Raw genomic sequence first — 14,015 nt, forward strand, 5'->3', positions numbered from 1 at the left:
GGTGATCAGGCCGACCTTGACGGTGCCGCCCGCGGCCGCGCCCACCGCCGGCGAGCCCTCGCCCACCGCCACGCCGAGCGGCCGGGCCAGCACCAAGCCGGCGCCGTCCGCGGACGCCTCGGCGACGCCCACCGCGGGCGCCTCCGGCACGCCGTCCGCCACGCCGTCCGGCACGCCCACCGAGAACCCCAACTGCGATGTGGACGCCCGGAGCCTGACCGCCGGGGCGGCGGCCCCCGGGCACGTCGTCCCGGAGCAGAACTGGACCCTGAAGACCAGTCGGCTCGCCCTGCACGGCGCGGCCTTCCACGGCGTCTACGACGTGAAGACCCCGACCAGCAGCAAGCGCGTCCTGAAGTTCGTGGTCGACAGCGTCGACATCGACGACCTCGACATGTCGACCCTGGAGGGCAACGGCGTCACCTTCCACGTCCAGGGCGGCCCCGGCACCACCTCGACCATGCGCAAGGGCCCGGTCACCATGTACGTGGAGCGGCTGTCCGGCCACCTCTCCAAGGTGCTCGGCCTGCCGATCCCGATCGACCTGGGCGAGATCACCCTCACCCCGGACACCCTGCCGCGCTGGCTGTACGACCTGATCGGCGCCATCCCGATTCCGCTGGACCTGGAGCTGACCGGCGTCACCGCCAAGCAGGCCGGCCAGTTCGGCGGCACCCTGCACATCCCGGGGATGCGCCTGTTCAACGACGACGCCCCGTACAGCGACAAGTAGCCCCGGTCGGGCGACACGCGGCGCGGGCCGGAACGCCGTCGGGGCGGCCCTCCGGAAGGAGGACCGCCCCGACGGCGTTCGGCTACCGCGGGCTCACTCGCCCCGGGTGCCCAGGTGGTGCACCTGCACCATGTTGGTGGTGCCGGGGATGCCGACCGGCACACCGGCGGTGACGATGACGGTGTCGCCCTCGGCGAGCCGGCCCATCCGCAGCAGCTCCCGGTCGACCTGCGCGACCATCGCGTCGGTGGTGGCCACCTGCTCGGTCACGTACGCCTCGACGCCCCAGCTCAGCGAGAGCTGGTTGCGGGTGGCGGTGTCCGGGGTGAAGGCGATCACCGGGATCGGCGAGCGGTAGCGGGACAGCCGGCGGGCGGTGTCACCGGACTTGGTGAAGGCGACCAGCGCCTTGCCGTCCAGGAAGTCGCCCAGCTCGCACGCGGCGCGGGCGACCGAGCCGCCCTGGGTGCGTGGCTTGCGGCCCGGGTTGAGCGGCTGCAGGCCCTGGGAGACCAGCTCCTCCTCGGCCTTCTCGCAGATCCGGCTCATGGTGCGGACGGTCTCGACCGGGTACTTGCCGACGCTCGACTCGGCGGACAGCATGACCGCGTCGGCGCCGTCCAGGATGGCGTTGGCGACGTCCGAGACCTCGGCGCGGGTCGGGCGCGAGGCGTGGATCATCGACTCCATCATCTGGGTGGCGACGATGACCGGCTTGGCGTTGCGGCGGGCCAGGGTGATCAGCTGCTTCTGGACCAGCGGCACCCGCTCCAGCGGGTACTCGACGGCCAGGTCGCCGCGGGCGACCATGATGGCGTCGAAGGCGAGGACGATCTCCTCCATGGCCTCGACGGCCTGCGGCTTCTCGATCTTGGCGATGACCGGCACCCGGATGCCGACCTCGTCCATGACCTCGTGGACGTCCTTGATGTCGTCCGCGTTGCGGACGAAGGACAGGGCGATCATGTCGACGCCCAGGCGCAGCGCGAAGCGCAGGTCGTCCTTGTCCTTCTCGGACAGGGCGGGCACGTTCACGGCCGCGCCGGGCAGGTTGATGCCCTTGTTGTTCGAGAGCACGCCGCCCTCGACCACCACGGTCTTCACCCGCGGGCCGTCGACGCTGACGACCTCCAGGGCGATGACGCCGTCGTTGATCAGGATCGGGTCGCCGGGCTTCACGTCGCCGGGCAGGCCCTTGTAGGTGGTGCCGCAGATGTGCTGGTCACCGGGGACGTCCTCGGTGGTGATGGTGAACTCGTCGCCGTTGTCGACGGTCACCGGACCGTTGGCGAAGGTCGCCAGACGGATCTTCGGACCCTGGAGGTCGGCCAGGACGCCGATGGCCTTGCCGGTGTCCTCCGAGACCTGGCGGACCTTGCGGTACCGCTCCTCGTGGTCCGCGTGGTTGCCGTGGCTCATGTTCAGTCGGGCGACGTTCATGCCCGCCTCGACGATGGCCTTCAGCTGTTCGTAGGAGTCCGTCGCCGGACCCAGGGTGCAGACAATTTTCGCTCGGCGCATATCGATCAGTCTATCCGTTCGTGTTATGGGCGCATTCGGCACGGACCGGGAGGAATCGCCGACGAAAAGTTCCGAGGGGTGAGACGGTTCCGTGTCAGTCCTCGGACTCCGGGTGCTCCCGGTGCACCAGCGCGAAGGCCTGTCGGGCGATCTCCAGCTCCTCGTCGGTGGGCACCACGGCCACCGCCACCCGGGAGTACTCGGGGGAGATGATCCGGGCCTCGCCGGACCGCACCGAGTTCAGCTCCGGGTCGACGGCGATGCCCAGCTCCTCCAGCCCCGCGGTGGCCGCCGCGCGCACCGGCGCCGCGTTCTCCCCGACGCCCGCGGTGAACGCGATCGCGTCCACCCGGCCCAGCACCGCGTAGTAGCCGCCGATGTACTTGCGCAGCCGGTGGACGTACGCGTCGAACGCCAGCCGGGCGTCCGGGTCCCCCTCGTCGGCCCGGCGCATGATCTCGCGCATGTCGTTCTCGCCGCACAGCCCGCGCAGGCCGCTGCGGCGGTTGAGCAGGTCGTCGATCTCGTCCACGGACAGCCCGCCGACCCGGTGCAGGTGGAACACCACGCCGGCGTCGATGTCGCCCGAGCGGGTGCCCATGACCAGGCCCTCCAGCGGGGTCAGGCCCATCGAGGTGTCCACGCAGCGCCCGCCGCTGACCGCCGAGGCGGAGGCGCCGTTGCCCAGGTGCAGCACGATCACGTTGACCTCGGCCGGGTCCTTGCCGAGCAGCCGGGCGGTGGCCCGCGAGACGTACTGGTGCGAGGTGCCGTGGAAGCCGTAGCGGCGCACCCGGTGCTCGTCGGCGACGGCCCGGTCGATCGCGTACCGGGCCGAGTACTCGGGCATCGAGGCGTGGAAGGCGGTGTCGAAGACGGCTACCTGGGGGAGGTCGGGGCGCAGCGCGCGGGCCACCTCGATGCCGGTGATGTTGGCCGGGTTGTGCAGCGGCGCGACCGGGATCAGCCGGCGGATCTCCTTGAGCACCTCGTCGGTGATCACCGTCGGCTCGGTGAACCGCAGGCCGCCGTGCACCACCCGGTGGCCGATCGCGGCGAGCTCGGGGGAGTCCAGCCCGAGGCCGTCGGCGGACAGCTCCTCGGCGACGGCCTTGAGCGCGGCGGCGTGGTCCGGGAAGACCTGGACGGTCTCGCGCCGCTCGCCGGTGCGCGGGGTGTGCACCAGCCGCCCGCCGGCCTCGCCGATCCGCTCGACCAGCCCGGAGGCCAGCCCGGCCCCGTCCAGCATGTCGATCAGCCGGTACTTCACCGACGAGGAGCCGGCGTTCAGCACCAGAACGCGGGTGCCCTTGCTCATGCCTTCGACTCCTTGTGGTCCTGGGACTGGATGGCGGTGATCGCGACGGTGTTGACGATGTCCTGCACCAGCGCCCCGCGGGAGAGGTCGTTGACGGGCTTGCGCAGCCCCTGGAGCACCGGGCCGACCGCGACCGCGCCGGCCGAGCGCTGGACCGCCTTGTAGGTGTTGTTGCCGGTGTTGAGGTCCGGGAAGATCAGCACGGTGGCCCGCCCGGCCACCGGGGAGCCCGGCAGCTTGGCGGCCGCGACGTGGGCGTCCACCGCCGCGTCGTACTGGATCGGGCCCTCGACCAGGATGTCCGGCCGCAGCTCGCGGACCAGCTCGGTGGCCTTGCGGACCTTGTCGACGTCCGCGCCGGAGCCGGAGGTGCCGGTCGAGTACGACAGCATCGCGACCCGGGGCTCCACCCCGAACTGGGCGGCGGTGGCGGCGGACTGGATGGCGATGTCGGCCAGCTGCTGGGCGTCCGGGTCGGGGTTGACCGCGCAGTCGCCGTACACCAGCACCTTGTCGGCCAGGCACATGAAGAAGACGCTCGACACGATGGACGCGCCCGGCGAGGTCTTGATCACCTCGAAGGCGGGCCGGATGGTGGCGGCGGTGGAGTGTGCCGCGCCGGAGACCATGCCGTCCGCGATGCCCTCCTGGACCATCAGGGTGCCGAAGTACGAGACGTCGGTGACCACGTCCAGGGCCAGCTCGACGGTCATCCCCTTGTGGGCGCGCAGCTTCGCGTACAGCTCGGCGAACTGGCGGCGCAGCGGGCTGGTGGCCGGGTCGACGATCCGCACCTGGGCGCGGTCGGCGGCCTGGACGTCGACCGGGAGGTCGATGCTCAGGCTCGCGGCCTTGCGGCGGACGGCGTCCACCTCGCCGAGCAGGGTGAGGTCGCAGATGTTGCGGCGCAGCAGGATCTCGGCGGCGCGCAGCACCCGCTCCTCGGTGCCCTCCGGCAGCACGACGTGCCGGCGGGCGCCCCGGGCGCGCTCCAGCAGCTCGTGCTCGAACATCATCGGGGTGACCCGCTCGGACCGGCCGACCTCGATGCGGTTGGTCAACTCGGCGGTGTCGACGTGCAGTTCGAACAGGCCGAGGGCGATTTCGGCCTTCCGGGGGCTGGCCGAGGTGAGCTTGCCCTCCAGGTGGGTCAGGTGGGCGGCGGTCGGCCAGCTGCCCTCGGGGACGACCGCGACCGGGGTGCCGGGGGCGAGCCGGGCGGCCAGCGCCATCACGTTGGGACCGGGGTGCTGGCCGAGCGTCAGCAGCACGCCGGCGATCGGCGGGGCGCCGGCGGCGTGCGCGGCCAGCGAGCCGATCACCAGGTCGGCGCGGTCCCCGGGGGTGACCACCAGGGCGCCCTCGGTCAGCGCGTCCAGGAAGGTGGGCAGCATGGCGCCGCCGAAGACATAGCCGCGCACGTCCCGGGCGAGGCCGGCGGCGTCCCCGGTCAGCACCTCGGCGCCGGTCGCCTCGACCAGCTGCGCGACGGTGGGCGCGGCCAGCGCCGGCTCCTCCGGGATGACGTAGGCGGGGATCGGCAGCTTCTCGGTGAGGGTGCGCTGGATCCGCTGCTTGGCGCCCGGGGCGACCCGGTTGGCGATCATCGCCAGGGTCTCGCAGCCGAGGTCGGTGTACGCCCGGTGGGCGTTGCGGACCTCGGCGGTCACCGTCTCGGCGTCCGCGCCGTGCCCGCCGACCACCGGCAGGACGGCGGCGCCGAACTCGTTGGCCAGCCGGGCGTTGAAGGCCAGTTCGTCCGGGATGCCGGTGTCGGCGAAGTCGGTGCCGAGCACCAGCACCGCCTGGCAGCGCCGCTCCAGCGCGTGGAAGCGGTCGACCAGGGCGGAGACCAGCTCGTCCTGCCCCTGGGCGGCTCGCAGCGCGGCGGCCTCCTCGTAGGTGAGCCCGTACAGCTCGGTGCTCGGCAGGTCGATCCGGTAGCGGGCGCGCAGCAGCTCGACCACGTGGTCGGACCCGGACGCGCCGGGCGCGGCGGCGTGCACCAGCGGACGGAACACCCCGACCCGGTCCACCTGGCGGGTGAGCAGTTCCATGACCCCGAGTTCGACCGCCTGCCGGCCGTCCCCCCGGTCGATGCCGGTCACGTACACGCTGCGCGCCACGTGGGTGTCTCCGTCCCGTCGTCTCGGAAAGTGGTCATATCGACCATACCTTCGCACCCCGAACAGCCGTCCGCGAGCAGAACGGCGGGGCTCGGGCAAGGGACGGAGGTCCCGGGTGAGTGCCCGCCCGGCGGGGCGGGGCGGGCACTCGGGGGCTCAGCGGGCGGGGCGGAGCCAGAGGGTGGCGAGCGGCGGGAGGACCAGTTCGGCGGAGCGGGGCTGGCCGTCCCGCTCCACCGGCTCGGCCTTGACCGGGTGGGAGTTGCCGAGGCCGCTGCCGCCGTACTCCTCGGCGTCGGTGTTCAGCACCTCCTCCCACAGCTGGTCGCGGCCCGCCAGCCGGGGCAGGCCGACCCGGTGGCCGTGCCGGACGACCGGCGAGAAGTTGCAGACCGCGACCAGCGGCGAGCCGTCGGCCGCGTACCGGACGAAGGAGAGCAGGTTGTCCTCGGCGGCGCCGCCGTCGAGCCAGCGGAAGCCGTCCGGGACGGTGTCCAGCTCCCACAGGGCCGGGGTGTCGAGGTAGCGCCGGTTGAGGTCGCGGACCAGCCGGCGCACCCCGAGGTGGTCCTGGTGGGCCGGCCACTGCTCGTCCAGCACCCACCACTGCGGGCCCTGCTCGTGGTCCCACTCCGCGCCCTGGGCGAACTCCTGCCCCATGAACAGCAGCTGCTTGCCCGGGTGGGACCACATGAAGCCCAGGTAGGCGCGGTGGTTGGCGCGCTGCTGCCACCAGTCGCCGGGCATCTTGGAGACCAGCGCCCGCTTGCCGTGCACCACCTCGTCGTGCGAGATCGGCAGGACGTAGTTCTCCGAGTAGGCGTACACCATCGAGAAGGTGATCTCGTTGTGGTGGTACTTCCGGTGCACCGGCTCCTTGGACATGTAGACCAGCGAGTCGTGCATCCAGCCCATGTTCCACTTCAGCCCGAAGCCGAGGCCGCCGGCGTCGGTCGGGCGGGTCACCCCGTCCCAGGCGGTGGACTCCTCGGCGACGGTCACCACGCCCGGGCAGCGCCGGTAGACGGTGGCGTTCATCTCCTGGAGGAAGGCGGCCGCGTCCAGGTTCTCCCGGCCGCCGAACCGGTTGGGCGTCCAGTCGCCGCCCTCGCGGGAGTAGTCGAGGTAGAGCATCGAGGCGACGGCGTCCACCCGCAGGCCGTCGACGTGGAACTCCTCGCACCAGTACACCGCGTTGGCGACCAGGAAGTTGCGCACCTCCTTGCGGCCGTAGTCGAACTCCAGCGTCCCCCAGTCCGGGTGCTCGGCGCGCAGCGGGTCGGCCGGCTCGTACAGCGGCTCGCCGTCGAAGCGGGCGAGCGCGAAGTCGTCCTTGGGGAAGTGCGCGGGCACCCAGTCGACGATCACGCCGATGCCGTGCCGGTGCAGGGTGTCCACCAGGTACCGGAAGTCGTCCGGGCCGCCGAGCCGGGCGGTGGGGGCGTAGTAGCCGGACACCTGGTAGCCCCAGGAGGGGCCGTAGGGGTGCTCCATCACCGGCATGAACTCCACGTGGGTGAAGTTCAACTCCTGGAGGTAGCGCGGCAGTTCCTCGGCGATGGCGCGGTAGGTGGTGAGCTCCGGGCGCCAGGACGGCAGGTGCAGCTCGTACACCGACATCGGCGCCCGGTGGTGCGCGGCGCGGGCCCGGTCGGCCATCCACGCGCCGTCCTGCCACGCGTAGTCGGAGGAGGTGACCACCGAGGCGGTGCCGGGCGGGCACTGGGCGGCCCGGGCCAGCGGGTCGGCCTTGTCCAGCGTCCAGCCCTGCCGGGTGTGCACCTCGTACTTGTAGCAGGCGCCCTCGGCCAGGCCGGGGACGAACAGCTCCCAGATCCCGGACGAGCCCAGCGAGCGCATCGGGTGCCCGGTGCCGTCCCAGTGGTTGAAGTCGCCGATCAGCCGCACCCCGACGGCGTTCGGCGCCCAGACCGCGAAGGCGGTGCCGGCCACCCCGTCGACGGTGCGCACGTGCGAGCCGAGCGCCCGCCACAGCTGCTCGTGCCGGCCCTCGGAGATCAGGTGCAGGTCGAGCTCGCCGAGGGTGGGCGCGGCGCGGTAGCCGTCGTGCTGGCGCAGCGGCTCGCCGCCGGGGTACGTCACCAGCAGGGTGTACTCCGGGGGTTCGCCGCCGGCCACCAGGCCGGTGAACAACCCGCCCTGCTGGTGGGTGAGTTCGGCCGGGCCGTGGGCGGTCTCGACGACCACCCGCTCGGCGAACGGGCGCAGCACCCGGATCGCGGTGCCGCCGTGCACCGGGTGTGCGCCGAGCAGGGCGTGCGGGTCGTGGTGCTGCCCGCCGACCAGCCGGTCCACCTCGGCCGGCGGCAGCGGCGCCTCGGGCAGCCGCAGCGCCCCGGTGGGGGCCGGTCGCCCGCCCCCCGGCCCGTCGTCGGCTGCGGGCGGGCGGGCGGCCGGGGGCTCCGGGCCGGTGCCGGCGGCCCCCTCCGCCTCCTCGGACGCCCGGCGCGCCGCGCGCTCGTGGCCGGCGCGCCCATCGGCGGCCGGCCCTTCGGCCGCCCGCCCCTCGGCGGGGAGCGGTCCGGCCAGGAAGGTGGCCGGTACGGGGCGGGTGGGGCGGCCGGTCGGGTCGATCGGCGTCACGGCGGGGTCCTCCTGGGACGGGGGTGGGCGGACTCCTGCGGGCGGGAACAGGAGGTGCGGGACCGGAAGCGGGGGATCGTCAGCGGGGATCGTCAACGGGTGATCGGGGAGCAGGAGTCGGGAAGCGGGGTCAGACGGACAGGGCCAGCCGGTTGATCGCGGCCAGCGGGATCGGCAGCCAGCTCGGCCGGTGCCGGGCCTCGTACACCACCTCGTACACCGCCTTGTCGATCTCCAGCGCGCGCATCAGCTCCGGCGAGGCGGCCGGGTCGGCGCCGCCGCCGGCGGTGTAGCCGGCGCAGTAGGCGGTGCGGTTGCGCTGGGCCCAGGCGGCGGCCAGGTGGGCCAGTTCCGGGTCGACCGGGCCGCCGGCCAGCAGGTGGGCGGCCGCGTAGTCGAAGGAGCGCAGCATCGCGGCGACGTCGCGCAGGGCCGGCTGCGGCTCGCGGCGCTCGTTCACCGACTTGGCCGGCTCGCCCTCGAAGTCCAGCAGCACCCAGCCGTGCGGGGTGCGCATCGCCTGCCCGAGGTGCAGGTCGCCGTGGATGCGCTGGACCGGCAGGCCGTCCGGGTGGGCGTCGGCGAGCTGCTGGAAGGCGGTGCGCAGCGCGGCCCGGAAGCGCAGCAGCCCGGGGACGGCGGCGACGGCGCTGTCCAGCCGGTCGGCCATCGCGCCGGCCAGCCGCCCGGTCTGGGTGCGGTCGAGCCGGGCGACCGGCATCGAGCGGGCCAGCACCCGGTGCACCTCGGCGGTGGCCCGGCCGAGCCGGTGCGCCTCGATGGCGAAGTTGCCGGGGGAGCGGTCGCCCTTGAGCCGGCCGACCTGGTCGAGCGAGAGCTCCCAGCCGTCCTCGGCGTCCGGGAGGTAGCGCTGCAGCAGTCCGAGGGTGGCGGGCTCGGCGCGCTCCATCCGGCTCTCGAACCAGGCGGCGACCCGGGGGATGCGGGTGGAGCCGGCCCGGGAGAGCGCGAGCGAGAGTTCGAGGTCCGGATTGGTGCCGGGGTGGATGCGGCGGAACAGCTTGAGGATGTACGAGGTGCCGTAGATGACCGAGCTGTTGGACTGCTCGGCGGTGGAGGCCCGGCCGGGGAGGTTGGCGGGCAGCCCGGAGCCGGGGGTGCGGCGGAAGGACAGCGCGCCGAAGCGGTCGCCGGTGGCCAGGTGTTCCAGCAGCCGCCCGGTGAGCTCCGGGTCGTGCACCGCGTCGTAGAGGGTCGCGCCGTCGTACGGCCCCTGGCTGAGCCGGCCGAGCACGGCGCCGGGCTCGATGTCCCCGAGCCCGCCCGAGCGGATGCCGAGCAGCAGCTGGTAGATGTCGCCGTGCGGGGCGCCGGCCGTGGTGGCGTGCTCGACCCGTAGCAGCAGGTGCAGCAGGGCGGGGTCGCCGACCTGCAGCGGGGTGCCGACCACCGGCGTGAGGCCGGTGATCGGCCGCCCCTTGCCGGCGTACCAGCGCTGGGTGGGCAGCCACCCGGCGATCAGCGGCAGGGCGGCCTGGACGAGTTCGCTGACGCCCACGGCGGTTCTCCGGGTCCCGGTGCCCCGGGTGCCCGCGGCGCCGGAGCCGTCGGGATCGTCCTGGAGGTGGGCTTGAGAACGGGAGGTTTCGGACATGGCTCCCTTTCCCCGGAAGCACGCGGACTGCCCGACGGGTCGTGGCCGGGTCCGTCAGTCTTCCGGATTGCGGCGGCGCGGCGGTCGCGGCACGCGAGCGGGGCTCGGGTGTCACGCCTTCGTGTGGGTGGCCGTTGGGCTGTTCTCCGTACGCGGTGGTGCAGAGAACTCCGGGGGCGCGGGGGTTCAACTCGCGCCCCCGGAGGGTCTGGTGGTGCTGTTCACGCCGGTGGACGGCGGATCGTTACTTCGACCGCCTGGTCCCGCTCAGGCGCGGGGGCTGCCGGAGCTGGAACCAGTAGAAGCCGTGCCCGGCCAGGGTGAGCAGGTACGGCCACTCGCCGATCGACGGGAAGCGCACCCCGCCGATCAGCTCGACCGGGTACCGTCCGCCGTACTGCCGCAGGTCCAGCTCGGTCGGCTGCGCGAACCGCGAGAAGTTGTTCACGCACATGACCAGGTCCCCCTCGTGCTCGCGCACGAAGGCCAGCACGGCGGGGTTGCTGGAGGGCAGTTCGGCGTAGCTTCCGAGGCCGAACGCCGGATTGAGCTTGCGGATCTCGATCATGCGACGCGTCCAGTGCAGCAGCGAACTCGAACTGCTCTGCTGCGCCTCGACGTTGGTCACCTGATAGCCGTACACCGGGTCCATGATGGGCGGCAGACTGAGCCTGCCCGGGTCGGCGGAGGAGAAACCCGCGTTGCGGTCCGGGGTCCACTGCATCGGGGTGCGCACGCCGTCCCGGTCGCCGAGCCAGATGTTGTCGCCCATGCCGATCTCGTCCCCGTAGTAGAGGACCGGCGAGCCGGGCAGGGAGAGCAGCAGGGCGGTGAACAGCTCGATCTGGTTGCGGTCGTTCTCCAGCAGCGGGGCGAGCCGGCGGCGGATGCCCACGTTGGCGCGCATCCGCGGGTCCTTGGCGTACTCCGCGTACATGTAGTCGCGCTCCTCGTCGGTGACCATCTCCAGGGTCAGCTCGTCGTGGTTGCGCAGGAAGATGCCCCACTGGCAGCCGCCGGGGATCCGCGGGGTCTTGGCGAGGATCTCCGACACCGGGTAGCGGGACTCCCGGCGCACCGCCATGAAGATCCGCGGCATCACCGGGAAGTGGAACGCCATGTGGCACTCGTCGCCGCCCGAGGCGAAGTCGCCGAAGTAGTCGACGACGTCCTCCGGCCACTGGTTGGCCTCGGCGAGCAGCACGGTGTCCGGGTAGTTGGCGTCGATCTCCTTGCGGACCCGCTGGAGGAACTCGTGGGTCTCCGGCAGGTTCTCGCAGTTGGTGCCCTCGCGGGCGAACAGGTACGGCACCGCGTCCAGCCGGAAGCCGTCGATGCCGAGGTCGAGCCAGAACCGCAGCCCGGCGATCATCTCGTCCTGGACCCGGGGGTTGTCGTAGTTGAGGTCCGGCTGGTGGGAGAAGAAGCGGTGCCAGAAGTACTGCTTGCGGACCGGGTCGTAGGTCCAGTTGGAGGTCTCGGTGTCGACGAAGATGATCCGGGCGTCCGGGTACTGCTTGTCGTCGTCGGCCCACATGTAGAAGTCGCCGTACGGCCCGTCCGGGTCCGACCGGGAGGCCTGGAACCACGGGTGCTGGTCGCTGGTGTGGTTCATCACGAAGTCGATGACGATGCGCATGCCGCGGGCGTGCGCGGCGTCGACGAACTCCATGAAGTCGGCGAGGTCGCCGAACTCCGGCAGCACCGAGGTGTAGTCGGAGACGTCGTACCCGCCGTCGCGCAGCGGGGAGGCGAAGAACGGGGGGAGCCAGAGGCAGTCGATCCCGAGCCACTGGAGGTAGTCGAGCTTGGCCGTGAGCCCCTTGAGGTCCCCGACCCCGTCGCCGTTGCTGTCCTGGAAGGACCGCACCAGCACCTCGTAGAAGACCGCACGCTTGAACCACTCGGGGTCGAGCTTCTTCTTCGAGGTCTCGGGGAAGGTGTCGGGGACGGGCTCGTTCACTGTCACGCTGGGTTCCTCCGAACCGTGAGGAGGTGAGCCGGCTCGGCTGAGGGATCGAGCCGGACGTAGTTGTGCCGGCCCCAGGTGTAGACGGCGCCGGTGAGCTCGTCGTGCACCGCGTACGGGCCGTCGCCTTCGAGGGTGACGGTGGCCTCCTGGGCGTGGTGCGGGTCGAGGTTCACCACGGTGATGACCTGGTCGGTGAGCCCCTCGGGGGTGGTCGCGGTCTTGGAGTAGGCGAGCACCTGGTCGTTGTCGGTGGGGTGGAAGCGCAGGTCGCGCAGCTGCTGGAGGGCGGGGTGGCGGCGGCGCAGCCGGTTCAGCACGGTCAGCAGCGGGGCCAGGGTGTCGGTGCGGCTCCAGTCGCGCGGGCGCAGTTCGTACTTCTCCGAGTGCAGGTACTCCTCGGAGCCCGGGTGGGCCGGCTCGTTCTCGTACAGCTCGTAGCCGGCGTAGACGCCGTAGCTGGGGGAGAGTGTGGCGGCGAGCACCGCGCGGACCGCGAAGGCGGCCCGGCCGCCGTGCTGGAGGTACGCGTGCAGGATGTCCGGGGTGTTGGCGAAGAAGTTGGGCCGCATGTGGGCGGCGGCGTCACCGCTGAGTTCGGTGAGGTACTCGGTGAGTTCCGGTTTGGTGGTGCGCCAGGTGAAGTACGTGTACGACTGGTGGAAACCGATCTTCGCCAGGGTGTGCATCATCGCCGGGCGGGTGAAGGCCTCCGCCAGGAACAGGACGTCCGGGTCGGTCCGGGCGACGTCGGCGAGCACCTTCTCCCAGAACACCACCGGCTTGGTGTGCGGGTTGTCGACCCGGAAGATCCGGATGCCGTGCGACATCCAGAAGCGGAGGATCCGGATGGTTTCCTTGACGATTCCGTCCATGTCCTGGTCGAAGTTGATCGGATAGATGTCCTGGTACTTCTTCGGCGGATTCTCGGCGTACGCGATGGTGCCGTCCGCGCGGTGGCTGAACCATTCCGGGTGCTTGTTCACCCAGGGGTGGTCCGGGGAGCACTGGAGCGCGAAGTCCAGCGCCACCTCCAGGTGCAGCGCCCGGGCCTCGGCGACGAAGTGGTCGAAGTCCTCGATCGTGCCGAGGTCCGGGTGGACGGCGTCGTGGCCGCCCTCGGGGGAGCCGATCGCCCAGGGCGAGCCGACGTCGTGCGGACCGGCCGTCAGGGTGTTGTCCGGGCCCTTGCGGAAGGCTCGGCCGATCGGGTGGACCGGCGGCAGGTAGACCACGTCGAAGCCCATCGCGGCGACGGCCGGCAGCCGCTCGGCGGCGGTGCGCAGGGTGCCCGAACGCGGCGGCTCGACGCCGGACGGGTCCACCACGGCCCCCTCCGAACGGGGGAAGAACTCGTACCAGGAGCCGAACAGCGCGCGCTCGCGGTCCACCTGGAGCGGCAGCGGGCGGGAGGCGCTGAGCAGCTCGCGCAGCGGGTGGCGGGTCAACGGCTCCAGCACCTCGGGGGCGAGCGCGGCGGCCAGCCGGGAGAGCGGCGGCATGGTCGGGTCGCGCAGCGCGTCGGCGGCGGCCAGCACGTCGGCGCGGCCCTCCCGCTTCGGCACGCCGGCCGCGGCCTGCTCGAACAGCCGGGCGCCCTCCTCCAGGACCAGGGCGGTGTCGATCCCGGCGGGCAGCTTCACCGAGGCGGTCCGGCGCCAGGTGGCGATCGGGTCGCTCCACGCCTCCACCAGGTACGACCAGCGGCCGGGCGCGGTCGGGGTGACGTACGCGCCCCAGCGGTCGGTGCCCTCGGCCAGCTCGCGCATCGGCGTCCACGGGCCGCTGCGGCCGCGCGGGTCGCGCAGCACCACGTTGGCGTTGACGGCGTCGTGGCCCTCGCGGAAGACGGTCGCGGTGACCAGGAAGGTCTCGCCGACGACGGCCTTGGCCGGGCGGCGGCCGGCGTCGACGAGGGGACTGACGTCCAGGACGGGGATGCGGCCGATCACGGTGTCGCTCTCTGTCGTCTTGCGGGCGGAGGGCTTGGTGGCGGTCTTGGTGGCGGGCTTGGCGGACGGCTTGCCGACGGGCTTCGCGGCGGCCCGGCCGGAGGCCCGTCCGGCGGCCTGGCCGGCCGGCTCGGCGGGTGCCTTCGCGGCGGACGCCCGGCGCCGCGCGGGACCGGC

The 14,015-nt window shown here is 72.5% G+C and carries 9 protein-coding genes; 1 reads left to right on the forward strand and 8 read right to left on the reverse strand.

All coding sequences use genetic code 11. From position 1 onward, the window contains the following. A partial coding sequence (locus ABZW03_RS24905; protein ID WP_355262302.1) for a hypothetical protein occupies positions 1-192 on the reverse strand: 192 nt, incomplete at its 3' end. A gap of 7 nt (positions 193-199) precedes the next feature. On the opposite strand from ABZW03_RS24905, the gene ABZW03_RS24910 reads away from it, so the two are divergent. After that, positions 200-733: a hypothetical protein gene (locus tag ABZW03_RS24910; RefSeq protein ID WP_355262305.1), complete on the forward strand. Its 534-nt coding sequence runs from the start codon at positions 200-202 to the stop codon at positions 731-733. Between the two features lie 93 nt (positions 734-826). Here ABZW03_RS24910 and pyk read toward each other — a convergent pair whose 3' ends face one another. The 7 genes from pyk to ABZW03_RS24945 all read right to left on the reverse strand — a co-directional run bounded on the left by pyk (position 827) and on the right by ABZW03_RS24945 (position 13,838). After that, positions 827-2,254 (reverse strand): pyruvate kinase, encoded by a 1,428-nt coding sequence (gene pyk, locus ABZW03_RS24915; protein ID WP_355262308.1) that lies wholly within the window; start codon positions 2,252-2,254, stop codon positions 827-829. A 94-nt stretch (positions 2,255-2,348) separates the two neighbouring features. Beyond that, a complete protein-coding gene (locus ABZW03_RS24920) occupies positions 2,349-3,572 on the reverse strand; it encodes an acetate kinase (RefSeq protein ID WP_355262311.1) in 1,224 nt (407 codons plus the stop codon). Continuing rightward, complete coding sequence (gene pta / locus ABZW03_RS24925; RefSeq protein ID WP_355262314.1) at positions 3,569-5,698, reverse strand: phosphate acetyltransferase; 2,130 nt, start codon at positions 5,696-5,698, stop codon at positions 3,569-3,571. The genes ABZW03_RS24920 and pta overlap by 4 nt, the downstream gene beginning before the upstream one ends. 156 nt (positions 5,699-5,854) lie before the next feature. Beyond that, positions 5,855-8,302: a 1,4-alpha-glucan branching enzyme gene (glgB, locus tag ABZW03_RS24930; protein WP_355262317.1), complete on the reverse strand. Its 2,448-nt coding sequence runs from the start codon at positions 8,300-8,302 to the stop codon at positions 5,855-5,857. A gap of 130 nt (positions 8,303-8,432) precedes the next feature. Next, positions 8,433-9,917 carry a maltokinase gene (locus ABZW03_RS24935; protein WP_355262319.1) on the reverse strand — a complete coding sequence of 495 codons (1,485 nt, stop codon included), beginning with the start codon at positions 9,915-9,917 and terminating at the stop codon, positions 8,433-8,435. A gap of 244 nt (positions 9,918-10,161) precedes the next feature. Then, entirely contained in the window at positions 10,162-11,886 is a 1,725-nt protein-coding gene (gene treS, locus ABZW03_RS24940; protein ID WP_355262322.1) for a maltose alpha-D-glucosyltransferase, read from the reverse strand. Continuing rightward, positions 11,883-13,838 carry an alpha-1,4-glucan--maltose-1-phosphate maltosyltransferase gene (locus ABZW03_RS24945; protein ID WP_355262325.1) on the reverse strand — a complete coding sequence of 652 codons (1,956 nt, stop codon included), beginning with the start codon at positions 13,836-13,838 and terminating at the stop codon, positions 11,883-11,885. Before ABZW03_RS24945 ends, treS begins: the two co-directional genes overlap by 4 nt. Positions 13,839-14,015 lie beyond the last annotated feature (177 nt).

It is taken from the genome of Kitasatospora sp. NPDC004799 (assembly GCF_040609095.1).
Classification (GTDB): Bacteria; Actinomycetota; Actinomycetes; order Streptomycetales; family Streptomycetaceae; genus Kitasatospora.

What these genes read in the sequence shown, in the direction of transcription:
- ABZW03_RS24920 (WP_355262311.1), bottom strand. Translation starts at nt 3,572, where the DNA reads ATGAGCAAGGGCACCCGCGTTCTGGTGCTGAACGCCGGCTCCTCGTCG.
- pyk (WP_355262308.1), bottom strand. Translation starts at nt 2,254, where the DNA reads ATGCGCCGAGCGAAAATTGTCTGCACCCTGGGTCCGGCGACGGACTCC.
- ABZW03_RS24935 (WP_355262319.1), bottom strand. Translation starts at nt 9,917, where the DNA reads ATGTCCGAAACCTCCCGTTCTCAAGCCCACCTCCAGGACGATCCCGAC.